Here is a 26,017-nt window from a genome sequence, read left to right on the forward strand (position 1 = left end):
CGTAGTGCGCGGCGGCAAAGATCAGCTTCTGAATATCAACTCCCGTGGCCGGTCACTCCGGTCGCGCCGACCGGCCGGCAGGTTCAAAGGTTCGGCGCCAGCAGGCGCTCGAGCTCCGATTCGCTCGTGCGGCGCCGCGCGGCCTGGTCCTGCAACTGGTCGTGCCCGATCTTGCCGACGTTGAAGTACGTCGCGTCGGGATGCCCGAGGTAGAAGCCGCTCACGCTGGCGGCGGGCATCATAGCGAGGCTCTCCGTCAGGGTCATGCCAATGTCCGCGCAGTTCAGAAGGTCGAACATCGGGCCCTTCACGCTGTGGTCGGGGCAGGCCGGGTAGCCGGGCGCGGGGCGGATGCCGCGGTACTTCTCGGCAATCATGTCGTCGTTGCTCAGGCCCTCGTGGGGCGCGTAGCCCCACAGGTCGGTGCGCACGCGGTGGTGCATGGCTTCGGCAAAGGCCTCGGCCAGCCGGTCGGCCAGGGCCTTGAGCATGATGGCCGAGTAGTCGTCGAGGTCGTCGATGAAGAATTTCTCTTTCTTCTCGACGCCCAGGCCGGCCGTGACGGCGAACACGCCGACGTAGTCCTTCACGCCGCTGTCCTTGGGCGCGACGAAGTCGGCCAGGCAACGGCTGGGGCGCATCACGCCGTCGATCACCTGCTTCTCGGTCTGCTGGCGCATGCCGTACCAGGTGAGCGCGACTTCGCTGCGCGTCTCGTCGGTATAGAGCTCGATGTCGTCGTCGTTCACGGTGTTGGCAGGCCAGAAGCCCACCACGCCGCTGGCGCTGAGCCAGCGCCCTTCGATGAGGCGCTTGAGCATGCGCTGGCCGTCGGCGTACACGCGCACGGCCTCGGTGCCGACGATCTCGTCCTTCAGGATGGCGGGGAACGGGCCGGCCAGGTCCCAGGTCTGGAAGAACGGGCCCCAGTCGATGTACTTGGCCAGCTCGGTGAGGTCGAAGTTCTTGAACACGCGCCGGCCGATGAACTTGGGCACCGTGGGCACGAAGTTCGCGAAGTCGACGGGCGTCTTGTTGGCGCGCGCCTTGGCCAGGGGCCACATCGGCACCTGCTTCTTGTTGGCGTGCTGCGTGCGCACCTTCTCGTAGTCGGCGTTGATCTCGTCGATGTACGCGGTGGCCTGGTCCGAGAGCAGGCTCTGCGCCACGCTCACGCTGCGCGAGGCATCGGGCACGTAGACCACGGGGCCTTCATAGTGCGGCGCGATCTTCACGGCCGTGTGCACGCGGCTGGTGGTGGCGCCGCCGATGAGCAGCGGGATCTTCTTGATGCGGAAGTGGTCGTCGCGCTGCATTTCGCCGGCCACGTACTGCATTTCTTCGAGGCTGGGCGTGATGAGGCCCGACAGGCCCACGATGTCCGCGCCCTCGACCTTGGCCTTGGCCAGGATTTCGTGGCACGGGACCATCACGCCCATGTTCACCACTTCGAAGTTGTTGCACTGGAGCACGACGGTGACGATGTTCTTGCCGATGTCGTGCACGTCGCCCTTCACGGTGGCGATGATGATCTTGCCCTTGGTGCGCACGTCGCGGCCGGCAGCCTCGTCGCGCAGCTTTTCGGCTTCGATGTAGGGCAGCAGGTGGGCCACGGCCGACTTCATGACGCGTGCCGACTTGACCACCTGCGGCAGGAACATCTTGCCGGCGCCGAACAGGTCGCCCACGATGTTCATGCCGTCCATGAGCGGGCCTTCGATCACGTGCAGCGGGCGGCCGCCCTTGGCCAGGATCTGCTGGTAGGCCTCTTCGGTGTCCTCGACGATGAAGTCGGTGATGCCGTGCACCATGGCATGCGACAGGCGCTGGTTGACGTGCACCGGGTGCTCGGGCGTGCCGCGCCATTCGAGGCGCTTGCTTTCGTCCTTGGCGCCGCTCTTGGCGGTCTCGGCCACTTCGACCAGGCGCTCGCCGGCGTCGGGGCGGCGGTTCAGCACCACGTCTTCCACACGCTCGCGCAGCGTGGGCTCCAGGTCGTCGTACACGCCGACCATGCCGGCGTTGACGATGCCCATGTCCATGCCCGCCTGGATCGCGTGGTACAGGAACACGGTGTGGATGGCTTCGCGCATCGGGTCGTTGCCGCGGAAGCTGAAGCTCACGTTGCTCACGCCGCCCGACACCTTGGCGCCCGGCAGGTTCTCTTTGATCCAGCGCACGGCGTTGATGAAGTCGACCGCGTAGTTGTCGTGCTCCTCGATGCCGGTGGCGATGGCGAAGATGTTCGGGTCGAAGATGATGTCTTCGGGCGGAAAGCCCACCTCGTCGACCAGCACGCGGTAGGCGCGCTCGCAGATCTCGATCTTGCGTGCGTAGGTGTCGGCCTGGCCCTTCTCGTCGAAGGCCATGACCACGGCGGCGGCGCCGTAGCGCTTGACCAGCTTGGCCTCGTGCTTGAACTTGTCGACGCCCTCCTTCATGGAGATGGAGTTGACGATGCCCTTGCCCTGGATGCAGCGCAGGCCGGCCTCGATGACGTCCCACTTCGAGCTGTCGACCATCACCGGCACGCGCGCGATGTCGGGCTCGCTGGCAATGAGGTTCAGGAAGCGGACCATGGCGACCTTGCTGTCGAGCATGGCCTCGTCCATGTTGATGTCGATCACCTGCGCGCCGTTCTCGACCTGCTGGCGCGCGACGGCCAGGGCGTCCTCGAACTGGCCGTTGAGGATCATGCGCGCGAAGGCCTTGGAGCCGGTGACGTTGGTGCGCTCGCCGATGTTGACGAACAGCGTGCCCTGGCCGATGGCGACCGGCTCGAGGCCGGACAGCTTCATGGGAGGGGGAGCAACGGGAGCGGAAACGGATGCGGGAATCTGGGACATGGCCTCACCTGCGGAAGAGTCGGACAGGCGAGCGTCGTTGTCGCCCCAAGCCTGACGATTCGCCTCTGTGGCGAACCGCTGCAACGCTCCTTGGGAAGTCGCGCATTTTAGGTCGATTCGATTGCGCCCTGGGAAAACCCCAGTTTTCATTCCTGCATGTGTCAACAGAATGCGCCCACCGTTTCTGAACGAACGTTCGTGTTTTTAACCAAACGTAAGGGAGTTCGCCGATGGCCAGGAAGTGGAATGTCCGGTTGCAGCATGCAGCCACCCCGATGCGCGCCGTGGCCTTGAGCTGCGGCCTCCTGGCCGCCGCGGCCCTCGCGGTTCATGCGCCACCGGCGCGTGCCGCCGCCGGCGACAGCGCCACGCGCGTCGAGGCCCGCGTCACCTCCGACACGGCGAAGACGAAGTACCCGATCGTGCTGGTCCACGGCCTGCTGGGCTTCGACAACCTGCTGGGCGTCGACTACTTCTACGACATCCCCGGCCGGCTGGCCGCCGCGGGCGCCAAGGTGTACGTGGCGCAGGTGTCGGGCACCAACACCTCCGAGATCCGCGGCGAGCAGCTGCTGCAGGAGCTCAAGACCATCCGCGCGCTGGAGCAGAACCCCACGCTCAAGTTCAACCTCATCGGCCATTCGCAGGGCTCGCCCACGGTGCGCTATGTGGCGGCGGTGGCGCCGGACATGGTGGCCTCGGTCACGTCGGTGGGCGGCGCCAACGGCGGCTCGAAGGTGGCCGACCTGCTGGCCAAGCTGCCCGAAGGCGGCATCGGCCAGACCCTGGTGGTGAAGGCCGTCGGCCTGCTGACGGGGCTGATCGGCTTTCTCTCGGGCAAGGACCCGAGCCAGCTGCCCGAGGTGCCGCTGAACGCGCTGGCCTCGCTGACCACGGCGGGCGGCGCGGCCTTCGACGCCAAGTTCCCGCAGGGGCGCCCCGCGCCGGGCTCGTCGTGCGACGTGAAGAGCGGCGCGGCCGTGGCCAACGGCGTGCGCTACTACTCGTGGTCGGGCGTGTCGACCAGCTTCAACCTGTTCGACCCGAGCGACACGGCGCTGTCGACGCTGGGCAGCCTGTTCTTCTTCGGCGAGGCCAACGACGGCCTGCTCGCGGTCTGCACCACGCGCCTGGGCACCCACCTGGGCGACTACCGCCAGAACCACCTGGACGAGGTGAACCAGGCCTTCGGCAACACCTACGGCAGCCAGTTCCCGTACTACGAGAAGAAGCCGCCGGAGCTGTTCAGGGAACAGGCCGCGCGACTCAAGAGCGCGGGGCTCTGAGGACGCTGCGCATGCGCGGTGTGGCCTTGACCATCGGCGCCGTCGCGCTGGTGGCCGCGGGGACCGGCTGGCTGGCGCTCGGCCCCGGGGCGGTCGATGCGCCTCAGGCCGCCGCGCCCCGCCCCACGGCGGCGGTCGCGGTGCCCGGCGCGCCCCCGCCGGTGCCGCAAGCTGCGGCGGCCCCCGACACCCTGCTCACCAGCGACCTCATCACCCTCTTCGACCAGGTGCTCGCCGAAGCGCAGGCCGACAGCAAGGCCACGCTGATGGCCCGCGCGCCCGCCCTGCTCGCCCAGCGCCTGCGCGAGGACTGGCGCGTGCGCGCGCTGGGCCTGCTGGAGCGCTACGTCGACATGCAGGAGGCCCTGCGCACCCTGCAGCCGCCCGCGCCCGGCGACCCGGCCTTTTTGCGGCGCAGCCTGGAGGCGCGCGAGGCGGTGCGCCGGCAGTTCTTCGCGCCCGAGGAAATCGAAGGCCTGTTCGGCGACCAGATCCGGCAGGACCGGTTCATGGCCGAGAAGATGGAGCTGCTGTCCAACCCCGACCTCACGCCCGAGCAGCGTGCGGCGGCGCTGGCGCACAGCGAGCAGGCCTGGCTGTCGCCCGCGCAGCGCGAGGTGCGCAAGGAGGCGGTGGCCCACCTCGACGTGATGCGCCAGACCGAGGCGCTGCAGGCGCGCGGCGCCAGCCCCCAGGAGCGCTTTGCCGCGCGCAGCGAGACCTACGGCTACGAGGTGGCGCGCGGCCTGGCCACGCTCGACCAGGAAACCCAGGAATGGAACGCCCGGCTCGACCGCTACGCCAGCGCGCCCGAGGCCGAGCGGGCCCAGCTGCGCGAGACGCTCTTCAACGAGAACGAGCGCCTGCGCCTGAGCGGTGCCCTGGCGATGCGCTCGGCCGCCGCGTCCAAGCCGGCGAAGTGAATCGACTAAGTAAGCGCAGGCTTACGCAGGCTGCGCTTCGCCCATGGCCGAGGCCGGCAGGCCGAACACGCGGTCGAAGGCCCAGTTGAAGACGAAGGTGTAGACCAGGAAGAACACCACCAGGCCCAGGTCCATCACCAGCGCCTGCCAGAGCGACACGCCCAGGCCCCAGGCCAGCATCGGCACCAGGAAGGCGATCAGGCCGCCCTCGAAGCCGATGGCGTGGGCGATGCGGCGCTTCAGGCTGCGCCCGCGCACCGCCTGGCGCGACTCCCAGCGCTCGAACAGGGCGTTGAAGGTCAGGTTCCAGATCACCGCGATGACCGAGGCGCCCACGGCCAGCAGGCCCGAGTGGCCGAGCCCCGCGTCCGACATCAGGGCCAGGCCGGCGCTGGCCGCCACGATGGCGATGCCCTCGTAGAGGGAGATGTAAACGATCCGACGCTGAAGGCCCTGCATGACTGTTTCTCTGTGTGTTTGACTGTGATGGAGGGACTTTATTTGCTTTTAGTTGATATAAAAAGTTAACTTGTTTCAGTTTTATTGATAGATCGGGACGCCATGGCTTTCTCCAGCGACAACGTCGAGGTCTTCCTGGCCGTGATCGACCACGGCTCCTTCTCGGCCGCCGCGCGGGCGCTGCGCAAGGTGCCGTCGGCCGTGAGCATGGCCATCGCCAACCTCGAGGCCGAGCTGGCGCTGCCGCTGTTCGACCGCAGCGGTCGCGAGCCCCAGCCCACGTCGGCCGCGCGCTCGCTCGAACCGCAGGCACGGCTGCTCGCGGCCCAGCTGCGGCAGTTGCAGGTGCAGGCGCTGGCGCTCACGCAGGGGCTGGAAGACCGGCTCACGCTGGCCATCGCGCCCGAGCTGCTGGCCGCGCCCTGGAGCGGGCCGCTGGCCGCGCTGGCCGACGACTACCCGCTGCTGCAGGTCGAGGTGCTGGCCGCGCCGCAGGCCGACGCGCTGGCGCTGCTGCACAGCGGCCGGGCGCAGCTGGCGCTGGTGTTCGAGCGCCCCAGCCTCGACGGCCGCGAGGGCTTTCAGGAGGTGGGCAGCGACACCATGGTGGCCGTGATGGCGCCCGAGCACCCCGTGCTGCGTGCCGCGGCCGGCGGGCGCCTGCGCGAGGAGCACCTGACGAACACGCGCCAGATCGTGGTCGCGGGGCGCGACCTGGCCACCAGCGACCCGCGCTTCGTGTTCGCGCGGCATGTCTGGCGCACCGACAACGCACTGGCCGCGCTGAGCCTGATCACCGCCGGGCTGGGCTGGGGCTGGCTGCCGCGCAACTTCGCCCGGCCGCACGTGGCCGCGGGCGCGCTGGTCGAGATTCCGTTCGAGAACCTCAGCAACGGGCTGGACCTGTGGGTGGACGTGGTGTGGTCGCGCGAACGGCCGCTGGGCCTGGGCGCGCAGCGCTTCGTGGCGCTGATCGCACGCGACCGGCAGGCGGCGGCCGGCATCGGGACGCCGGCCGTGTGAGCCGGATCAATTCTTTCCGTGGCCGTGGCCGTGCCCGCCTCCACCGCCGTGCCCACCGCCCCCGCCGTGCGGACGCCCTCCTCCACCCCCGCCGCCCCCACCGGGCCGGCCCCCGCCCGGATGCGGATGCGACACGCCCGGCGGCGGCCCGGGCCGGAAGCCCGGCTGCGGGCGCGGCGGACGGAACCCCGGATCGACGGGCGGCCGGATGCCCGGCCCGTGCGGGGGACGAACCCCGGGTCCGTGAGGTGGACGGAACCCAGGCCCCGGCGGCCAGGGCCGCGGCTGCCAGCCCGGGTGCACGGGCGGCGGCGGGCGCCAGCCCGCGATCGGCGGCGGCGGGGGCCGCTGGCCCCACCAGCGCCGGTCGCCGTACCAGGGGCGGTCGCGGTAGTAGTCGGCCCAGTAGCTGCCGATCACGAAGCTCACGATGGGCACGCCGATGACCGCGCCGTAGGTGGCCAGCGGCACGCGCTGCTGCTGGTAGGCGTAGTCGAGGTTCCTGGCCCAGACCCAGCCGCGCCCGCCGTCGGGCAGCACCACGTCGCACCAGCCGTAGCCGCTGGTGCAGCCGACCACGTCGACCGGCTGCCCCGGCCCGAGCCGTGCCACCAGCGGGTAGTCGCCCGAGGGCCCGGCGCGCATATTGACCGCGCCGCGCGTGAAAGCCTGCTGCGCCGCCGCCGCGAACGGCAGCAGCAGGACGAACGCGCCCAAGGCAGCGCGGCGCAAGAAGGATGTGGCGTTCATGGGGGGCTCCTGTGCGCCCCAGCGTAGGCGCGGGGCGGGGAGCCGTCAATCAGCCGAAGGCGCGCGTGGCGCCTGGCGTCAGGCGGCCTCTTTGTAGAAGCCGTTGCTGTTGAGTGCACGCCCCTTTGCAGGCGCCACCGCCGCACCGATCGCCGCGATGTGGTCCGGCGTGGTGCCGCAGCAGCCGCCCACGATGTTCACCAGCCCCTCGGCCGCGAACTCGTGCAGCAGGCGCGAGGTGACGTCGGGCGTCTCGTCGAAGCCGGTGTCGCTCATCGGGTTGGGCAGGCCGGCGTTCGGGTAGCAGCTGATGTAGGTGTCGCCCGCCACGCGCGCCAGTTCCTGGATGTAGGGGCGCATCAGCGTCGCGCCCAGCGCGCAGTTCAGGCCGATGGCCAGCGGCTGCGCATGGCGCACGCTGTGCCAGAAGGCGGTGACGGTCTGGCCGCTGAGGATGCGGCCCGAGGCGTCGGTCACCGTGCCGCTGATGATCAGCGGCAGGCGCTGGCCGCTGTTGTCGAAATATTCGTCCACCGCGAACAGCGCGGCCTTGGCGTTGAGCGTGTCGAAGATGGTCTCGACCAGGATCACGTCGGCGCCGCCTTCGACCAGCGCTTCGGTCTGCTCGTAGTACGCCGCGCGCAGCGATTCGAAATCGACATTGCGCGCGCCGGGGTCGTTCACGTCGGGGCTGATGCTCGCCGTCTTGGGCGTCGGGCCGAGGGCGCCGGCCACGAAGCGCGGCTTGTCGGGCGTGCTGTACTTGTCGCAGGCCGCGCGTGCCAGCTTGGCCGATTCGAGGTTCATCTCGCGCGCCAGGTGGGCCATCTTGTAATCCTCCTGCGCGATGGTGGTGGCGCCGAAGGTGTTGGTCTCGATGAGGTCGGCGCCGGCCGCGAGGTAGGCCTCGTGGATGTCGGTGATGACGTCGGGGCGCGTGAGCGACAGCAGCTCGTTGTTGCCCTTCACGTCGCGCTCGAAGTCCTTGAAGCGCTCGCCGCGGTACTGCGCTTCGGTGAGCTTGAAGCGCTGGATCATCGTGCCCATCGCGCCGTCGAGGATGGCAATGCGGTTGGCCAGGATGCCCGGCAGCGCCTGGCCGCGGGTATAGATGAGGGGCTTGGTCATGTCCGCGATTGTAAAAACCCCGGTCTGGCCCGGCGCGCAGGCGGGTCTTGGCGACCCGGCCCCAGTGTCAGCCTTGCCCGCCCGCGATCTCCGCCAGCGCCTGCACGAAGCGCGCGTTGTCCGCGTCGGTGCCCACCGACACGCGGATGAAGGTCTCGAAGCCCGGCTCTTTCCAGGGTTTGACGATGATCCCGCACGCCAGCAAGGCCTCGTTGACCGGCGCGTTGGGCCGCCCGAGGTCGACGAACAGGAAGTTGGCCGCCGACGGCGCGATGCGCAGGCCCGGCCAGACCGACCCGGCCAGGGCGCGAAGCTGCGCCGCCAGCGTCTCGCGCTGTTGCACGGTGCGCGCCACCGCCTGCGCCATGAAGGCCTCGTCGCCCCAGGCCGCCAGCGCCGCGGCCTGCGCCGCCAGGTTCACGTTGAAGGGCGTGCGCACACGGTCGAGCAGCTGCACCAGCGCCGCGTCGGACGCAACGCCGTAGCCCACGCGCAGGCCGGCCAGGCCCCAGGCCTTGGAGAAGGTGCGCAGCACGATCCAGGGCGAGCGGCCTTCGCCGGCCGCCTGCCATGCGCGCAGCAGGGCTAGCACGTCGGGGTAGCCGGGCGCCAGCCGCGCATATTCGTAGTAGGCCTCGTCCACCACCAGCAGCGTGCCCGCGGGCACCGCCGCGAGCAGGCGCGCGAAGTCGGCCGCATCGAACATGCAGCCGACCGGGTTCGAGGGGTTGGCCAACATCACCACCTTGGGACCGCGCGCGAGCGCCGCGCACCAGGCGTCGACGTCGAAGCCGAGTTCCGGCGTGAGCGTCAGCAGCTCGACCTGCGCGCCCATCATGCGCGGGTAGATCTCGTGCAGGCCGAAGGCCGGGCGCTGCGTGAGCACGCGGTCGCCCGGCGACAGCAGCGCCTGGCACAGCATCTGCAGGATGTCCTCGGAGCCGTTGCCGATCACCACCTCGCCGGGCTGCGCACCGGTGCGCTGCGCGATGGCGGCACGCAGCGCCGTGGAGTTGGCGTCGGGGTAGGTGCCCGCGCGCGCCGCCAGGTCGACCAGCGCCCGCGCCACCGCGGGGCTGGGGCCGTACGGGTTCTCGTTGCTCGCCAGCCGCGCGATCTCGCTGACGCCGTAGCGCGCGCGCACGGTGTCCGAGGACAGCCCCGCGTTGTAGGGCGGCAGCGGCGGCACTTCGGGGCGCGCGAACGCGTGGATGGCGGCGCTCACCGGGCACCGCCTTCGACGAAGGCCAGCACCGCTTCCAGCATGCGGCGCACGTGCGGCTTCACGCCCGCGGCCACGTCGGGCAGGTAGTCGAAGGGCAGCGCTTCCTGCATGTAGCTCGACTGCGTCATCTCCAGCTGCACCGCGTGCACGCCGCCGGCCGGGTTGCCGTACTGGCGCGTGATGTGGCCGCCCTTGAAGCGGCCGTTGAGCACGCCGGTGTAGCCCGGCGCCGATTCGGCGATGCCGCGCAGCGTGGCAGCCAGCGCGGGGTCGCAGCTCTTGCCGTCGGCGGTGCCCAGGTTCAGGTCGGGCAGCTTGCCTTCGAAGAAGCGCGGCAGCACGGAACGAATCGAGTGCGCGTCCCACAGCGCGACGGTGCCGTGCGCGGCCGTGAGGCGATCGAGCTCGGCCTGCAGCTGCTGGTGGTACGGGCGCCAGACGGCCTCGCGGCGTTCGGCAACTTCTTCGTCGGACGGGTGGTCTTCGGGCTTCGCGTAGACCGGCGTGTCGTCGAAGGTGTCGACCGGGCACAGGCCGGTGACGCTCTGGCCCGGGTACAGGCTGGCGCCGTCCGGCGGACGGTTCAGGTCGACCACGTAGCGCGAGTGCGTGGCCACGAGCACCGAGGCGCCGAGTGCGTCGGCGAAGTCGTAGAGCTGTTCGAGGTGCCAGTCGGTGTCGGGCACGTGGCGCGCCTCGTCGGTGAAGCGCGCGGCCAGCGCGGGCGGCACGTGCGTGCCGACGTGCGGCATCGAGATCAGCAGCGGGCGCGTGCCCTGGCGGAAGCGGAACGCCGGTTCGGTGGTGGTGAAGGCCATGGGAATTCAGTCCTTGAGGAGTTGGGTGCGCGCGGCAACGAAGGCGGCTGCGGCATCGCCATGCAGCGCGTGGCGCCCGGCCGTGACGCGCGGGCGGCCCGCCACCCAGACCGCATCGACGGCCGAGGTGCGGTGGCTCGCGAACACATGGGCCGAGAGCATGTCAGGCGCCGACAGGCCCTGCAGCGCGAGGTGATGGGCATCGAGCACGACGAAGTCGGCCTGCTGCCCCGCGGCCAGCCCGCCGACCGCGCGGCCCGAAGCTTGCGCCCCGCCCTGCACCGCTTCGAGCGTGAGCGCGGTGGCCACGTGCGGCTGCGCCGCGCTGGCACCGACGTTGCGCTGGCGCCGGCCCAGGCGCTGGCTGTACTCGAGCATCAGCAGTTCCTCGGCCGCGTTGACGCTGGCATGGCTGTCGGAGCCCACGCCCCAGGCGCCGCCGTGGCTGCGCCAGCGCGCGAAGTCGAAGATGCCATCGCCGAGGTTGGCCTCGGTGGTCGGGCACAGGCCCGCGACCGCGCCGCTCTGGGCCGCGTATTCGTATTCGGCGTCGTTCATGTGCGTGGCGTGCACGAGGCACCAGCGCGCATCGACGGCCGCGTGGTCGAGCAGCCACTCGACCGGGCGCAGGCCGCTCCACTCGACGCAGTCGTCCACTTCCTTCGTCTGCTCGGCGATGTGGATGTGGACCGGCGCGGTGCGGTCGATGGCGTCCAGGCCGGCGAGCGCCTCGCGCAGCGCCTCGGGCGGCACGGCGCGCAGCGAGTGCGGCGCCAGGCCCAGGCGCGCGCCCTGCGCGTCGCAGTCGGGCTTGAGCGTGTCGAGCAGGCGCAGCATCGATTCGGTCGAGCGGATGAAGCGGCGCTGCCCGTCGGTGGGCGGCTGGTCGCCGAAGCCGCTGGTCTGGTAGAGCACGGGCAGCAGCGTGAAGCCGATGCCGGTGTTCTGCGCGGCGCGCAGCAGCGCACGGCTCAGCGCCGCGTCGTCGGCGTAGGGGCGCCCGTCGGTGTCGTGGTGCACGTACTGGAACTCGCACACGCTGGTGTAGCCCGCCTCGAGCATCTCGGCATAGAGCCAGGTCGCGATGGCCTCCATGTGCTGCGGGCCGAGGCGCGCGGCAAAGCGGTACATCAGCGTGCGCCAGCTCCAGAAGCTGTCCTGCTGTTCGGCGCGGTGCTCGGTGAGGCCCGCGAAGGCGCGCTGGAAGGCGTGCGAATGCAGGTTGGGCATGCCGGGGATCACCGGGCCGGTCGCCACCTGCGCGCCCGCGGGCGGTTGCGCACCGGCCTGCACCTGCGTGAGCTGGCCGGCGTCGTTCCACGACAGCAGGACGTTCTTCGTCCAGCCTGCGGGCAGCAGCGCATCGGCTGCGAAAAGCGTGTGTGTCATTCGGTGGCTCCGATGGCGATGCGTCCCTGGCGCACCACGGCGCGCACCGGCTGCTGGCCGAACCAGTAGGCCAGCTCGGCGGCGTCGTGCAGGTTCCAGAGCACGAAGTTGGCGGGCATGCCGGGCGCGATGGCGCCGTGCGTGTCCTGCAGGCCCAGCGCGCGCGCGGCGTGCACGGTGACGCCGGCCAGCGCCTCGGGCACGGTGAGGCGGAACAGTGTGCAGGCCATGTTGACCATCAGCAGCAGGCTCAGCGTCGGCGAGGTGCCGGGGTTGTGGTCGGTCGAGACGGCCATCGGCACGCCCGCGGCGCGCAGCGCGTCGATGGGCGGCAGGTGCGTGTCGCGCAGCGTGTAGTAGGCGCCGGGCAGCAGCACGGCCACGGTGCCCGACTGGCGCATGGCCGCGATGCCGTCGGCCGACAGGTGCTCGATGTGGTCGCACGACAGCGCGCCGTAGCGCGCGGCCAGCGCCGCGCCGCCCATGTCCGACAGCTGCTCGGCATGCAGCTTCACCGGCAGGCCCAATGCCTTCGCGGCCTGGAAGACCTGCTCGGTTTCCGCGAGCGAAAAGGCGATGCGTTCGCAGAACACGTCGACCGCATCGACCAGCCCTTCGGCCGCGAGTGCAGGCAGCATCTCCTTGCAGACGAGGTCGATGTAGTCGCCACTGCGGCCCGCGTACTCGGGCGGCAGCGCGTGCGCGCCGAGGAAGGTGGTGCACACGGTGACGCCGTAGGCCTGGCCCAGGCGCCGCGCCACGCGCAGCTGCTTGCGCTCGTGCGCGAGCGCGAGGCCGTAGCCCGACTTGATCTCGATGGCGCACACGCCGTCGGCCAGCAGCTGCTCGAGGCGCGCGGCGGCCTGGGCGAAGAGCGTGTCCTCGTCGGCCTCGCGCGTGGCGCGCACCGACGAGACGATGCCGCCGCCGGCCTTGGCCACCTCTTCGTAGGTGGCACCCGCGAGCCGCATCGCGAATTCGTTGGCGCGCTGGCCGCCGTAGACCAGGTGCGTGTGGCAATCGACGAGGCCGGGCGTGACGAGCGCGCCGCCGCCGTCGTGCGGCGCGAGCCCCGCGAACTCGGCGGGCAGGTCGGCGCGCGCACCGACCCAGCGGACCGTGCCCTGCGCGACCACGAGGGCGGCTTCGGCGTCGGGCGCCAAGGTGACGCCGGGCGCCGCACCGGGCGCCAGGCGCAGGCCGGTCCACAGGCCGTCGGCCGAGGGGAATTCGCTGGGGGGTGTCATCGTCATCTCCTTTTTCTTTGGCTACTCAGGCCGGCACGAAGCGCACGGCCACCAGCCGCGCGCCCTCGCTCGCCGGTGCGGCCTGCCATGCCTGCGCGGCGTCGGTCCAGCACAGGCCCTCGCCTTCGCCCAGGGCTTCGCCGTCATTCAAGCGCCACTCGCCGCGCAACGCCAGCAGCACGCCGTGCGGCGCGGGCGCGATGTCGGCGGCGCGTTCCAGCACCTGCACGTCGGCGCGCCACTGGCCGCCGCGCGCCATCACGTTGAAGTCGTTCGAGGCGCCGCCGAGCAGCGTGCAGTCGATCGGGTCGTCGCCCGAAAAGGCGAAGGGCTGGTGCGGCACGTCGAGCCGGTGCGACACGCGGCCGTCGTGCGTGAAGAGGCGCACGCCGTCGCCTTCGAGCAGCATGATCTGGCGGTCGATGCCCGGGAACACCGAGAACGGGCCCGGCGACGCGATGGTGGCGATGCTCACGCGCCAGCCGAAGCTGTCGAGCCCCGCGCCTTGCGGCCAGCTGGCGATTTCCTGCGTGGTGCCGCCGCCGTTCTTCCAGGGCGTGGCGCGCAGGGTCGCGCGCGAAAAACGCTGCACGCTCATCGCATCAACCCGCCCTGGCGCAGCTTCTGTTCGAAATGCCGCAGGATCAGGGTCATGGTGCCCGTGAGCATGAAGTACACGAGCGCGATGGCCAGGTACACCTCGAGCGAGCGGTACGACACGCTGATGATCTTCTGGCCTTCGTGCATCACGTCATGGATGGTCAGGAGCGACACCAGCGCCGAGTTCTTGATGAGCGCGATGAACTCGTTGCCCAGCGGCGGAATCATGCGCACCACGGCCTGCGGCAGCACGATCTGGCGCATGGCCACGCCGGGCGTCATGCCCAGCGACTGCGCGGCCATGGTCTGGCCCTTGTCGATCGACTGGATCGCACCGCGCACGATCTCCGACACGTAGGCGCCCGAGTACACGCCGAGCCCCAGCACGCCGCACACGAAGGCGGGCAGCAGGATGCCGAAGTGCGGCAGGCCGAAGAACAGGATGAACAGCTGCACCAGCAGCGGCGTGCCGCGAATCGCCGCCACGTAGGCGGTGCACACGCCGTAGATCCAGCGCCGCTTCGGATTCAGCCGGCCGATGCCGACCAGCAGGCCCAGCACGCAACCGAGCGCCAGCGCGCAGGCGGTGATCTCCACCGTGACCAGCGCGCCGCGCAGCAGGTCGGGCCAGCCCTGCCAGACGGGCGAGAAATCGAAGTCCATGGCGCGCTTACTTGGCGGTGGCGCTGAACCACTTCTTGACGATCGCGGCGTAGGTGCCGTCGGCCTTGAGCTTCTCGATCGCGCCGTTCACGGCCTTGGTGAGCTCGGGCGTGTCCTTGCGGATGGCCATGCCGTATTCCTCGGTGGTGATCTGCTCGTCGAGCACCTTCAGGCCGCCGCGCGTGCGCACGTACTGGAAGGCGGCGGGCTTGCCGGTGACGGCAGCGTCGGCGCGGCCGATGTCCACGAGGTTGAACATCTCCTGGTTCTTCTCGACCTCCATCAGCTGCACCTGCGGGAATTTCTCCTTGGTGTAGGCCACCGACTTGGTGCCCACCTGCACGCTGACCTTCTTGCCGTTGATGTCGGCCGGCTTCTTGATGGTGGTGTTGCCGTCCTTCACCATGACCACGAGGCCGCCGGCGTAGTACGGCACGGTGAAGTCGACGACCTTCTTGCGCTCGTCGGTGATGTAGATGCCCGACACGGCCATGTCGAAGCGCTTGGAGATGAGGCCCGGCACGAGGCCCTTGAAGTCGATGTCGATCCACTCGATCTTGCGGCCCAGCGTCTTGCCGATGGCCTCGACCAGCTCCACGTCGAAGCCGGTGCGCTTGCCGTTTTCCACGAACTCCATCGGCGGGAAGGTGGCGTCGGTGGCCACGCGCAGCGGCTCGCCCTGGGCTTGCGCGGCGCCAGCGAAACCGAAGAAGGCGAGGCCGGACAGGGCGGCGGCGACGAGGGTGCGACGGGTGTTCATGGGAGGGCTTTCGTGGAGGTGAGGGAGGGAGAAAGAAAAGAAAAAGCGACGACTACTGCAGTGCGCGCGAGATGCGGGCCGCCGTGACGACGGTCATGTGGACCAATGCAGCTTCCATGCCTTCGACGCGCGTGAGCGGCGCCATGAGCGTGATCGCCCCGCGCAGGCGCCGGCCCGCGGCCAGCACCGGCGCGCTCGCGCCCCACACGCCGGCATCGACCTCGCCGTGGGTCACGGCATGGCCGGCGGCGCGGATGGCGTCGAGTTCGGCGGCGCGCTCGGCGCGGCGTTCGGGGCCTTCGTCGAGCCCGTCGAGCAGCAGGTCGCGCGCGTCGTCGGGCGCGTGGGCCAGCAGGCACTTGGCGCTGGCGCCGTCGCGCGCGGGCACGCTGCGGCCGCGGTCGAAGGAGCAGCGCAGCGACTGTTCGCTGTCGATCATCTCCAGGCACACGACGCGCTCGTTCACCAAGGTGACGAGCGCCACGCTCTCGTGGCTTTGCTGCGCCAGCACGCGCATGTCGGCGCGCGCGGCCATCACGAGGTCGGAGTTGCCGTCGAAGCCGCTGGCCAGCTGCACGCTCACCGGTCCCGGCGAGTAGCGGCCCTCGGACTCCATCACGAAGCCCCAGCGGCGCAAGGTGGCGACCTGACGGTACAGCGTGCTCTGCGACAGGCCGGTGGCCTGCACCAGCTCGGCCGCCGTCATCGCCGCCTTGCTTTGCGCCAGCACCGACAGCACGAACAGCGCGCGGTCGTTGTGGGCGGGAGCGTCAAGGGGGGTCGTCATCGGGGGCAATCGCTGGGCGGTCGAAAGTGGATGCGGCGTGCAGTATCTTGCTCGCCGTTCTCACGACCAAGCCCGAATTCCCACGCGATGGGAATGAGCGCGTTTTTTCTTTCTACCTTCGTCTTACCAAGCGGGTCGGACTCAGCGCACCAGCAGCGGAAAGAGCGGATCGTCCATCGGCGCGCCGGCCGGCAGGCGCTCGGCCAGGCCCGGGAAATCGGGCGAGGTCTTCCAGCTGCGCGGCGCGTGGCGGATGTCGTCGCCCAGAAATCGCACCGAGAACACACGGCGCCGGTTCGGCCCTTCCACGCCGGCGGCCGCATGCAGCGTGAGCATGTGGAAGCAGACGAAGTCGCCGGGCTCGATGTCCCAGCCGACGATGGGGAAGCGCTCGCGCGCACCCTCGATGTCGGGCAGGTCGTCGAGGCTGCCTTCGGGGAACCACTTGGCGTGGTTGTCCATGAAGGTGCGCGGCATGAGCCACGGCCCCTTGTGGGAGCCGGCCACGAACTCGAGCGTGGCGGCACGCGACACCGGGTCGACCGGAATCCACATGCTGACGTTCTGCATGCCCTCGATGTTGTAGTAGGGCTGGTCCTGGTGCCACGGCGTGCGCTGGCGCGTGCCGGGCTCCTTCACGAGCAGGTGGTCGTGGTACAGGCGCACGGTGTCCGAGCCCATGAGCCGCTGCGCGAGGGGCGCCAGCGGCGCCTGCCGGATGAAGCGGCCGAAGGCGTCGATCTCCTGCCAGTTGCAGAAGTCCTCGAAGAAGCGGCCCGGGTCGTCGGGCCGGCTCGCGACCTTGGCGCGCGGGCTGGGCGCCGCCAGGTTCGCCTCGATGCCGCCCTGCAGCAGCGCGAGTTCGTCGGCCGTGAGCAGCTGGCGGATGCAGACCGCGCCGTCGCGCTGGAACTGCGCCACCAGCGCGTCGTCCACGCGTTCGCGCACGCGGCGCTGCAGGTCGGAAGCATCGAGGGTCATCGTCGGGTCTCCTTCGGGTGTCGGGTGTCGGGTGACCCGCTTTTTTACTTCACCTGCGGCGCCTGCCGGCGTTACTTGATCATCGGCAGCTTCAGGCCCTGCTTCTTCGCCGTGGCGACGGCGATGTCGTAGCCCGCGTCGGCATGGCGCATGACGCCGGTGGCCGGGTCGTTGAAGAGCACGCGCCCGATGCGCTTGGCGGCGGCGTCGGTGCCGTCGCACACGATCACCACGCCCGAGTGCTGCGAGTAGCCCATGCCCACGCCGCCGCCGTGGTGCAGGCTGACCCAGGTCGCGCCGCCGGCCGTGTTGAGCAGGGCGTTGAGCAGCGGCCAGTCGGAGACGGCGTCGGTGCCGTCCTTCATGGCTTCGGTCTCGCGGTTCGGGCTGGCGACCGAGCCGGTGTCCAGGTGGTCGCGGCCGATGACGATCGGGCCCTTGAGCTCGCCGTTCTTCACCATCTCGTTGAAGGCCAGGCCGGCGATGTGGCGCTCGCCCAGGCCGAGCCAGCAGATGCGCGCGGGCAGGCCCTGGAAGGCGATGCGCTCGCGCGCCATGTCGAGCCAGCGGTGGGTGTGGGTGTTGTCGGGGAACAGCTCCTTGATCTTGGCGTCGGTCTTGTAGATGTCTTCCGGGTCGCCCGAGAGCGCCACCCAGCGGAACGGGCCCTTGCCTTCGCAGAACAGCGGACGGATGTAGGCCGGCACGAAGCCCGGGAAGTCGAAGGCGTTCTTCACGCCTTCGTCGAACGCGACCTGGCGGATGTTGTTGCCGTAGTCGACCGTGGGGATGCCCATGGCCTGGAAGTCGAGCATGGCCTGCACGTGCACGGCGCACGATTGGGCGGCGGCCTTCTTCAGGGCGTCGTGTTGCGACGCGTCCTTCATGGCGGCCTGCCACTGCGGCACGGTCCAGCCCGAGGGCAGGTAGCCGTTGATCAGGTCGTGCGCGGAGGTCTGGTCGGTCACGAGGTCGGGCTTGAGGCCGCCGGCCTTCGCGCGCTTGACCAGCTCGGGCAGGATGTCGGCCGCGTTGCCCAGCAGCGCGATCGACACGGCTTCCTTGGCGTCGCAGTGCTGCTTGATCAGCTCGAAGGCGTGGTCGATGTCGCGTGCCTGCTTGTCGACGTAGCGCGTGCGCAGGCGGAAGTCGATGCTCGACTGCTGGCACTCGATGTTCAGCGACACGGCGCCGGCCAGCGTGGCCGCGAGCGGCTGCGCGCCGCCCATGCCGCCCAGGCCGGCCGTCAAGATCCACTTGCCCGCGAGGCTGTTGTTGTAGTGCTGGCGGCCAGCTTCGACGAAGGTCTCGAAGGTGCCTTGCACGATGCCCTGGCTGCCGATGTAGATCCAGCTGCCCGCCGTCATCTGGCCGTACATGAAGAGGCCCTGGCGGTCGAGCTCGTTGAAGTGCTCCCAGTTGGCCCACTTCGGCACGAGGTTGGAATTGGCGAGCAGCACGCGCGGTGCGTCGGCGTGCGTCTTGAACACGCCGACCGGCTTGCCCGATTGAATGAGCAGCGTCTCGTCGTCTTCCAATTCCTTCAGCGAGGCGAGGATCTGGTCGTAGCAGGCCCAGTCGCGCGCGGCGCGGCCGATGCCGCCGTACACCACAAGGTCTTGCGGACGCTCGGCCACCTCGGCGTCGAGGTTGTTCTGCAGCATGCGGTACGGCGCTTCGGTGAGCCAGCTCTTGCAGTTCAGCTCGGTGCCGCGCGGGGCGCGGATCACGCGGGTCGGGTCATGGCGCGGGTCGGTGCCGGCAGCGGGGGTGTTCAGGGCGAATTTGTCGGGTGCGTTCATGGCGTGGTTCTCCTTGTCGGGTGGTGGTCGGTACGGATCACTTCGAGTGGCTGGGCAGGATGTCGAGCAGCGCGGCCGGCAGGTCGGCCGCGAGCGCCCACAGGCGCATGGCTTCGATGTCGGGTGCGAGGTAGCGGTCGGTCTCGAGGAACGCGACCTTCTGGCGGATGCGGGCGAATTCCGCTTCCACCAGCGGCGAACTCTTCAGCTTGCGCTTGAGTTCGATGCCTTGTGCGGCGGCCATCGCTTCGATGCCGACGACGACCGCGGTGTTGTTGACCATGTCGCCCAGGCGGCGCGCCGCGAAGGTGGCCATCGACACGTGGTCTTCCTGGTTGGCCGAGGTCGGCAGGCTGTCGACGCTGGCGGGGTGCGCGTGCGACTTGTTTTCCGAAGCGAGCGCGGCGGCCGTGACCTGCGCGATCATGAAACCGGAGTTCAGGCCGCCGTCGCGCACCAGGAAGGGCGGCAGGCCCGACAGGCCGCTGTCGAGCAGCAGCGCGAGGCGGCGCTCGGCGATGGCGCCGACTTCGCTCACGGCCAGCGCAATGATGTCGGCCGCGAAGGCGACGGGCTCGGCGTGGAAGTTGCCGCCCGAGATCACCTCGCCGGTGTCGCAGAACACGAGCGGGTTGTCCGATGCGGCATTGGCTTCGATGACCAGCACGCGCGAGGCGTGGGCCAGGTTGTCGAGGCAGGCGCCCATCACCTGCGGGATGCAGCGCACCGAGTACGGGTCCTGCACGCGGCCGCAGTCGGCGTGCGACGGCACGATCTCGCTGCCGTCGAGCAGCGTGCGCACCGCGCCGGCCACGGCGATCTGGCCGGGCTGGCCGCGCGCGGCGTGGATGCGGGCATCGAAAGGCTTGATCGACCCCTGGATGGCTTCGAGCGACAGCGCGCCCGACATCAGCGCGGCGGCAAACACGTCTTCGGCACCGAACAGGCCGGCCAGCGCGAGCGCGGTCGACACCTGCGTGCCGTTGAGCAGCGCCAGGCCTTCCTTGGGGCCAAGCACGAAGGGTTCGAGGCCGATGCTGCGCATGGCTTCGGCGCCGCTCACCTTCTGGCCGTCGGCCAGCGTGGCTTCGCCTTCGCCGATCAGCACGCAGGCCATGTGGGCCAGCGGCGCGAGGTCGCCCGAGGCGCCGACCGAGCCCTTGCACGGGATGCTGGGCGTGACGCCCGCATTGAACAGCGCCAGCAGCGCATCGACCAGCGCGGGCCGCACGCCCGAGTGGCCGCGCGCCAGGCTCACGGCCTTGGTCGCGAGGATCATGCGCACCACCGGCGCGGCCAACGGCTCGCCCGTGCCCACGCTGTGCGACAGCACGAGGTTGCGCTGCAGCTCGGCCAGGTGGTCGTTGCCGATGCGCGTGCTCGCGAGCTTGCCGAAACCGGTGTTGATGCCGTAGACCACCTCGTCGTTCTCGACGATGTGGCGCACCGCGGCCTCGGCCTTGGCCATGCCGTCCTGCACCGACGGGTCGAGCGCAAGGTGCACGCCGCCGGCCTGGATGCGTCGCAGCATCGCAAGGTCGACCTTGCCGGGCGTGAGGGTCAATGTGGCGTGGGAAGTGGCGGTGTGATTGCTTGGCATGTGAACCTGTCTATACAAGTGGTTGCGAGAGAAAACGTAAGCCTCTGAGGGTGGAAAAAAACGGTCTGTCTAGCCGAAGCTCGGGTTGCCGTCGGATTTAAAGCGGCTGCCCAGGCTGTAGCGCGAGGCCGGATGCAGGCAGCGCACCCAGGTCACGGGCGTGTTGCGGATCCAGGTGCGGCGTGTCAGCAGCAGGCAGGGGTCGGTGGGCGCCATCGCGAGCCGCTCGGCCTGTTCGGCGCTGGGCAGCACGGCATCGACGACGTGTTCGATCTGGTCGAAGGGCACGTTGCGCACCAGGTACTCGCTGGGCGGCACGGCCGTGAAGTCCTGCTCGAGAAAGTCGGGCACGACCTGCGGGTTGACGTAGCGCTCCTCGAGCTGCACGGGCGTGTCGTTGTCCAGGTGCAGGCAGGCGCTGTGGAACACCGAGTCGCCCGCGCGCAGATCGAGCCAGGCCGCCACGTCGGGCGAGGCCGCGAGCCGCTCGACCGCGAGCATCTCGCAGCGGTAGTCGTGGCCGCGCTGGCGGATCTCGCTGGCGATGTTGGCGATCTGCAGCAACGTCGACTGCGGCTTGTTCTCGGCCACGAAGCTGCCGACGCCGGCCACGCGCACGATGCGCCCCTGCTCCATGAGCTCGCGCAAGGCGCGGTTCACGGTCATGCGCGCCATGCCGAACTGCGCGACCAGCTCGTTCTCGGAAGGCAGGCGGTGGCCGGGCGGCCACGTGCCGTCCTGGATCTTGCGGGAGATGTGATCCTTGACTTGCGCATAGAGCGCGAGGGACGGCAGGTCGCGTTTCATCGTGCTTTCAATGTTCCGCGGCGGCCATCGACTCGGCGCGGATTTCTTCGGTCAGGCGCGCCTTGATGTCCATGAACTCGGGCGAGGTCTTGATGGTGTAGCTGCGCGGGTGCGGAAAGTCGACCGCGATCTCGGTCTTGATGCGGCCCGGCCGCGCACTGAACACCGCCACGCGGTTGGCCATGAAGATCGCCTCGTCGATGTCGTGCGTGACGAACAGCACCGTCTTCTGCGCCGACTCCCAGATGCCCAGCAGCAGCTCCTGCATCAGCACACGGGTCTGGTTGTCGAGCGCGCCGAAGGGCTCGTCGAGCAGCAGCATCTTGGGGTCATTGGCCAGCGCGCGCGCAATGGCGGTGCGCTGCTGCATGCCGCCCGAGAGCTGCTTGGGAAAGTGGTGCTCGAAGCCGCGCAGGCCGACCTTGGCGATGAAGAACTCGCTGCGCTCCTTCTGGTCGGCTTCGCTCATGCCGCGCTCGCGCAGGCCGAAGCGGATGTTCTGCGCCACCGTGAGCCACGGGAAGAGCGTGTAGCTCTGGAACACCACGCCGCGGTCGGCGCCGGGGCCTTCGATGCGCTCGCCGTCGAGCATCACCTGGCCGGTGGTCGGGAAGTCGAGCCCCGCCACGATGCGCAGCAGCGTCGACTTGCCGCAGCCCGAGGGGCCGAGGATGGTGACGAAGTCGTTCTCCTTCACCTCGAAGTCGATCGGCTGCAGCGCCTGCGTGCGCTGGCCCCTGGTGCCGGTGAAGACGCGCGAGACGCCTTGGATGGAGAGTTGGTTTCCGAGCGCCGACAGGCCGCCCTTAGGCGCGAGCGCCCCCTCGGGGGGCAGCGAGGACACGGAGTGCCGAGTGTGGGGGTAAGTATTCACAGTGCAGCCCATGCAAACAGACGGCGATTCATCGCCTTGAAAGCGAAGTCGGACAACAGGCCGATGACGCCGATCACGATGATCCCGAAGATGATCTGGCCGGTGTTCAACAGCGCCTGGCTGTCGGTGATCATGTGGCCGATGCCCGACGAGGAGCCGATGAGCTCGGCCACGATCACATAGGTCCAGGCCCAGCCCAGCACGAGGCGCAGCGTTTCGGCGATGCCCGGCGCGGCCCCTGGAATGAGCACGCGCGCCACGATGCCGCGGCTGTTGGCGCCCAGCGTGTAGGCGGCCTCGACGAGGTCGCGCCGCGCGCCGCCCACGGTGACGGCCACCATCAGCACGATCTGGAAGAACGAGCCGATGAAGATCACCAAGAGCTTCTGCATTTCGCCCAGGCCCGCCCACAGGATGAGCAGCGGAATGAAGGCCGAGGCCGGCAGGTAGCGGCAGAACGACACGAAGGGCTCGAAGAAGGCCTCGACCGTCTTCCAGGTGCCCATGGCCACGCCCAGCGGCACCGCGATGACGGCCGCCAGCAGGAAGCCGCCGAACACGCGCCACACGGTCATGCCGATGTCGCCGATGAAGCCGTACTCGGTGAAGAGCAGCCAGCCCTCCTTGACCATCGTGATCGGGCTCGCCAGGAAGGTGGGCGACACGAAGCCGCCCAGCGTGGCGATGCCCCACACCACCACGAAGAGCACGAAGAAGCCCAGCCCCAGCATCGTGCGCGCGGACGCGCTGATGGGTTCGAGCGGCGCGAACACGCGACGCCGCACGGGAGGCGCGGGCGGCGGCGTCACGGCGCGCGCCGGGGCGGCGGTCATCGGTTGCATCTGCGGCAAGGCCTTACTTGACATAGCTGGCGTCGAAGGTGGCGGCATAGTCTTCCGGCGCCTTGCGGATCACGCCGGCCTCCAGCAGGATGGCCGCGGCTTCCTTCATGAAGCTGGTGAGCTCGCCCGCGAAGAACTTCTGGTTGGCGGCCTTGTCCTGCCAGCGCAGGTAGGCCGACGACTTGGCGAACTGCTCGCCGCTTTGCTTGACGGCCGAGCCCATGAGTTCGTTGGCCTTGGCCGGGTCGGCCTTGATCAGGTCGAGCGCGTCGAAGTACGACTTGGTGAGCGCGGCGGCGGCCTTGGCGTTGGTCTTGAGCCAGGTGGGCGCGCAGCCGACGGTGTCCATCACCATCGGGTAGTCGAGCGTGGTGGCCAAAATCTTGCCGGCGGCGGGGTTGGCGCGCACGGTCGACAGGTAGGGCTCGTAGGTCATGGCGGCGTCGTTCTGGCCGGCCACGAAGGCCTGCGCGGCGGGCTGCGGCTCGAGCGAGACCACCTTCACGTCCTTCAGGCTCATGCCGTTCTTGCTGAGCATCCAGGCCAGGCCGAAGTACGGCGCGGTGCCCGGGGCGCTCACGCCGATGCTCTTGCCCTTGAGGTCGGAGAAGCTCTTCACGTCGTTGCGCACGGCCAGGCCATCGGCGCCGTAGGACTTGTCCATCTGGAAGATCTGCACGATCGGCACGCCGTTGGCGTTCCAGGCCACGTGCGTCTCCACCGTGGTGGCCGCGCACTGGATCGCGCCGGAGGCCAGCGCCAGGTGGCGGTCCTTCTGCGGGATCATCTTGAGTTCGACGTCCAGCCCGTTCTTCTTGAAGATGCCGGCCTTGTCGGCCAGCGACAGCGGCGCAAAGCCGGTCCAGCCGGACATGCCGAGCGAAATCTTCGTGTCCTGGGCGGCGGCCGTTCCGGCCATGCCCGCTGCACATGCACCTGCTGCCAGCAGCGAAGCGACTTTCACAACTACCGTCTTGACCATGGGGACTCCTGGTTCCATTTTTTGAGAGAGGTGACTCGGCGATACATGCCCGGGGGATGTGGGCAGCACGCCTCGCATTGTTGCCAGGCGCCCCAACTTGTCTATACAGGATAACCCGAAAGTCCTGTTTTGGTGCATCTCCGAGAGAAATGCCCAAGTTTGCTGTCTAGACAAGAGGGGTGCCGGGACGGGGTTCACCATTGCAAACGCCGTGCCACAGTCATATCGGAGCCGCTGGGGGACAATCGGCGTCCGCCCCGGCTCCGGCCCTTTTCTCCCCTCTCCCGCCCTTCGCACCCCCGCCTGTGTCTTCCCTCGCTCCCCGCCCCTTCGACGCTTCCAGCGACGGCAGCAGCTCCGGCAGCGCGGCCCCCGCCGACATCCTTCACGACGTGTTCGGCTACGCGCGCTTTCGCGGGGCCCAGCAGGACATCGTGGAGCACGTGGTGGGCGGCGGCGACGCGCTGGTGCTGATGCCCACGGGCGGCGGCAAGTCGCTGTGCTATCAGATCCCGGCCATCGCGCGGCAGCGCGCGGGGCGCGGCGTGTCGGTGGTGGTGTCGCCGCTGATCGCGCTGATGCACGACCAGGTCGGCGCGCTGCACGAGGCGGGGGTGAGCGCGGCGTTCCTCAATTCGACGCTCGACTGGGAGCAGACGCAGGACGTCGAGCGCCGCATGCTGCGCGGCGAGATCACGCTGCTGTACGCGGCGCCCGAGCGCGTGAACACGCCGCGCTTCCTGTCGCAGCTCGATTCGCTGAACGAGCGCGGCAAGCTCTCGCTGTTCGCCATCGACGAGGCGCATTGCGTGAGCCAGTGGGGCCACGACTTCCGTCCCGAGTACCGCGCGCTCACCGTGCTGCACGAGCGCTACCCGGGCGTGCCGCGCATCGCGCTCACGGCCACGGCCGACGACCTCACGCGCGCCGACATCGTCGAGCGGCTGCAGCTCGAGGAGGCGCGCCAGTTCGTCTCCAGCTTCGACCGCCCGAACATCCGCTACACCATCGTCGAGAAGAAAGACGCCACCACGCAGCTGCTGCGCTTCATCGAGCGCGAGCACGAGGGCGATGCGGGCGTGGTCTATTGCCAGTCGCGCAAGCGCGTGGAAGACCTCGCGACGACGCTGCAGGGCGCCGGCATCAACGCCCTGCCGTACCACGCGGGCCTCGATGCCGCGGTGCGCCAGAAGCACCAGGACCGCTTCCTGCGCGAAGAAGGCATCGTGATGGTCGCGACCATCGCCTTCGGCATGGGCATCGACAAGCCCGACGTGCGCTTCGTCGGCCACGTCGACATGCCCAAGAACATCGAGGGCTACTACCAGGAAACCGGCCGCGCGGGCCGCGACGGCGCCCCCGCCGACGCCTGGATGGCCTACGGCCTGAACGACGTGGTGAACCAGCGCCGCATGATCGACGAGAGCCCGGCCGGCGAAGAGTTCAAGCAGGTGATGCGCGGCAAGCTCGACGCCCTGCTCTCGCTGGCCGAGGCCAGCGACTGCCGCCGCGTGCGCCTGCTGGGCTACTTCGGCGAGAAGAGCACGCCCTGCGGCAACTGCGACAACTGCCTGAACCCGCCGCAGGTGTGGGACGGCACCGATGCCGCGCGCAAGCTGCTGAGCACCATCTACCGCGTGCAGCAGCTCAGCGGCATCAGCTTCGGCGCGGGCCACATCATGGACATCCTGCGCGGCAAGGCGACCGAGAAGGTCAAGCAGTTCGGCCACGAGCGCATCAGCACCTTCGGCATCGGCGCGGAGTTCAGCGAGGTGGCGCTGCGCGGCGTGCTGCGCCAGCTGATCGCCACCGGCGCGCTGGCGGTGGACGCGGAAGCGTTCAACACGCTGAAGCTCACCGAGGGCTCGCGCGCGGTGCTCAAGGGCGAGACCTCGGTGTCGCTGCGCGAGTCGGTGTCGTCACCGGCCGAGCGCAAGCCCCGGCGCGAGAAGGTCGCCAAGGGCGCGCCGTCGCCGGCGGCGGCCTCGCTCGACGACACCGGCAAGAAGCGCTTCGAAGCGCTCAAGGCCTGGCGCGCCGAGGTGGCCAAGGAACACAACCTGCCGGCCTACGTGATCTTCCACGACGCCACGCTGGCCGCCATTGCCGAGCGCGCACCGGCGACGCTGGAAGACCTGCAGGGCATCAGCGGCATCGGCACAAAGAAGCTCGAGGCCTACGGCGCCGAGGTGCTTCGCGTGTGCGAGGCCTTCTAACGCTCTCCA

23 protein-coding genes and 1 riboswitch are annotated in these 26,017 nt (G+C 69.5%); of the genes, 4 read left to right on the forward strand and 19 right to left on the reverse strand.

Translation table 11 applies throughout. The features are described 5' to 3' along the window. Positions 1-83: 83 nt before the first annotated feature. Complete coding sequence (gene metH, locus AC07Q9_RS30970) at positions 84-2,846, reverse strand: methionine synthase (protein ID WP_495312895.1); 2,763 nt, start codon at positions 2,844-2,846, stop codon at positions 84-86. Between the two features lie 22 nt (positions 2,847-2,868). Further along, a riboswitch (S-adenosyl-L-homocysteine riboswitch) is annotated at positions 2,869-2,944 on the reverse strand. Between the two features lie 132 nt (positions 2,945-3,076). Here metH and AC07Q9_RS30975 point away from each other — a divergent pair. Together AC07Q9_RS30975 and AC07Q9_RS30980 are read left to right on the forward strand one after the other, a co-directional pair. Next, a complete protein-coding gene (locus AC07Q9_RS30975) occupies positions 3,077-4,132 on the forward strand; it encodes an esterase/lipase family protein (protein ID WP_235926910.1) in 1,056 nt (351 codons plus the stop codon). Positions 4,133-4,143: 11 nt separating this feature from the next. Then, positions 4,144-5,055, forward strand: coding sequence for a lipase secretion chaperone (locus tag AC07Q9_RS30980; RefSeq protein WP_495312896.1), 912 nt, complete (start codon positions 4,144-4,146; stop codon positions 5,053-5,055). 21 nt (positions 5,056-5,076) lie between these two features. Here AC07Q9_RS30980 and AC07Q9_RS30985 read toward each other — a convergent pair whose 3' ends face one another. Continuing rightward, positions 5,077-5,514, reverse strand: a complete 438-nt coding sequence (locus AC07Q9_RS30985) for a PACE efflux transporter (protein ID WP_062473998.1) — start codon at positions 5,512-5,514, stop codon at positions 5,077-5,079. Positions 5,515-5,616: 102 nt separating this feature from the next. On the opposite strand from AC07Q9_RS30985, the gene AC07Q9_RS30990 reads away from it, so the two are divergent. Further along, positions 5,617-6,537, forward strand: a complete 921-nt coding sequence (locus tag AC07Q9_RS30990) for a LysR family transcriptional regulator (protein ID WP_062474000.1) — start codon at positions 5,617-5,619, stop codon at positions 6,535-6,537. A 6-nt stretch (positions 6,538-6,543) separates the two neighbouring features. Here AC07Q9_RS30990 and AC07Q9_RS30995 read toward each other — a convergent pair whose 3' ends face one another. The 17 genes from AC07Q9_RS30995 to AC07Q9_RS31075 all read right to left on the reverse strand — a co-directional run bounded on the left by AC07Q9_RS30995 (position 6,544) and on the right by AC07Q9_RS31075 (position 23,792). Continuing rightward, positions 6,544-7,287 (reverse strand): SH3 domain-containing protein, encoded by a 744-nt coding sequence (locus AC07Q9_RS30995; protein WP_495302053.1) that lies wholly within the window; start codon positions 7,285-7,287, stop codon positions 6,544-6,546. Positions 7,288-7,365: 78 nt separating this feature from the next. Further along, entirely contained in the window at positions 7,366-8,415 is a 1,050-nt protein-coding gene (locus AC07Q9_RS31000) for a homocysteine S-methyltransferase family protein (protein ID WP_489060347.1), read from the reverse strand. Between the two features lie 67 nt (positions 8,416-8,482). Beyond that, entirely contained in the window at positions 8,483-9,640 is a 1,158-nt protein-coding gene (locus AC07Q9_RS31005) for a histidinol-phosphate transaminase (RefSeq protein ID WP_495312897.1), read from the reverse strand. Next, entirely contained in the window at positions 9,637-10,458 is an 822-nt protein-coding gene (gene hutG / locus AC07Q9_RS31010; RefSeq protein ID WP_062482294.1) for an N-formylglutamate deformylase, read from the reverse strand. The genes AC07Q9_RS31005 and hutG overlap by 4 nt, the downstream gene beginning before the upstream one ends. Before the next feature lie 6 nt (positions 10,459-10,464). Beyond that, positions 10,465-11,847, reverse strand: coding sequence for a formimidoylglutamate deiminase (locus tag AC07Q9_RS31015; RefSeq protein ID WP_495312898.1), 1,383 nt, complete (start codon positions 11,845-11,847; stop codon positions 10,465-10,467). After that, on the reverse strand, positions 11,844-13,100 hold the full coding sequence (gene hutI, locus AC07Q9_RS31020) for an imidazolonepropionase (RefSeq protein WP_495312899.1): 1,257 nt from the start codon (positions 13,098-13,100) through the stop codon (positions 11,844-11,846). The genes AC07Q9_RS31015 and hutI overlap by 4 nt, the downstream gene beginning before the upstream one ends. Positions 13,101-13,119: 19 nt before the next feature. Beyond that, on the reverse strand, positions 13,120-13,692 hold the full coding sequence (locus AC07Q9_RS31025) for a HutD/Ves family protein (RefSeq protein ID WP_495312900.1): 573 nt from the start codon (positions 13,690-13,692) through the stop codon (positions 13,120-13,122). Further along, entirely contained in the window at positions 13,689-14,357 is a 669-nt protein-coding gene (locus AC07Q9_RS31030; protein WP_062482282.1) for an amino acid ABC transporter permease, read from the reverse strand. The genes AC07Q9_RS31025 and AC07Q9_RS31030 overlap by 4 nt, the downstream gene beginning before the upstream one ends. Before the next feature lie 7 nt (positions 14,358-14,364). After that, positions 14,365-15,117, reverse strand: a complete 753-nt coding sequence (locus AC07Q9_RS31035; RefSeq protein ID WP_489060354.1) for a transporter substrate-binding domain-containing protein — start codon at positions 15,115-15,117, stop codon at positions 14,365-14,367. 52 nt (positions 15,118-15,169) lie between these two features. Beyond that, entirely contained in the window at positions 15,170-15,904 is a 735-nt protein-coding gene (locus AC07Q9_RS31040) for an IclR family transcriptional regulator (RefSeq protein ID WP_095951039.1), read from the reverse strand. A 141-nt stretch (positions 15,905-16,045) separates the two neighbouring features. Then, the gene (locus AC07Q9_RS31045; RefSeq protein ID WP_492700114.1) at positions 16,046-16,885 is read right to left on the reverse strand and encodes a phytanoyl-CoA dioxygenase family protein; all 840 of its coding nucleotides are present in this window, start codon (positions 16,883-16,885) and stop codon (positions 16,046-16,048) included. A gap of 71 nt (positions 16,886-16,956) precedes the next feature. After that, positions 16,957-18,687: a urocanate hydratase gene (gene hutU, locus AC07Q9_RS31050; RefSeq protein ID WP_495312901.1), complete on the reverse strand. Its 1,731-nt coding sequence runs from the start codon at positions 18,685-18,687 to the stop codon at positions 16,957-16,959. Between the two features lie 37 nt (positions 18,688-18,724). After that, entirely contained in the window at positions 18,725-20,287 is a 1,563-nt protein-coding gene (gene hutH / locus AC07Q9_RS31055; protein WP_492682337.1) for a histidine ammonia-lyase, read from the reverse strand. A gap of 69 nt (positions 20,288-20,356) precedes the next feature. Continuing rightward, positions 20,357-21,094 (reverse strand): histidine utilization transcriptional repressor HutC, encoded by a 738-nt coding sequence (gene hutC, locus AC07Q9_RS31060; RefSeq protein WP_495312902.1) that lies wholly within the window; start codon positions 21,092-21,094, stop codon positions 20,357-20,359. A gap of 7 nt (positions 21,095-21,101) precedes the next feature. Continuing rightward, on the reverse strand, positions 21,102-21,929 hold the full coding sequence (locus tag AC07Q9_RS31065) for an ABC transporter ATP-binding protein (RefSeq protein WP_495312910.1): 828 nt from the start codon (positions 21,927-21,929) through the stop codon (positions 21,102-21,104). Positions 21,930-21,964: 35 nt separating this feature from the next. Beyond that, positions 21,965-22,810 (reverse strand): ABC transporter permease, encoded by an 846-nt coding sequence (locus tag AC07Q9_RS31070; RefSeq protein ID WP_370681937.1) that lies wholly within the window; start codon positions 22,808-22,810, stop codon positions 21,965-21,967. 13 nt (positions 22,811-22,823) lie between these two features. Continuing rightward, on the reverse strand, positions 22,824-23,792 hold the full coding sequence (locus AC07Q9_RS31075) for an ABC transporter substrate-binding protein (RefSeq protein WP_070064047.1): 969 nt from the start codon (positions 23,790-23,792) through the stop codon (positions 22,824-22,826). A gap of 305 nt (positions 23,793-24,097) precedes the next feature. On the opposite strand from AC07Q9_RS31075, the gene recQ reads away from it, so the two are divergent. Beyond that, the gene (gene recQ / locus AC07Q9_RS31080) at positions 24,098-26,008 is read left to right on the forward strand and encodes a DNA helicase RecQ (protein ID WP_495312903.1); all 1,911 of its coding nucleotides are present in this window, start codon (positions 24,098-24,100) and stop codon (positions 26,006-26,008) included. The last annotated feature ends 9 nt before the right edge of the window (positions 26,009-26,017 follow it).

The sequence above is a fragment of the Variovorax sp. GW821-FHT09A10 genome (assembly GCF_059418385.1).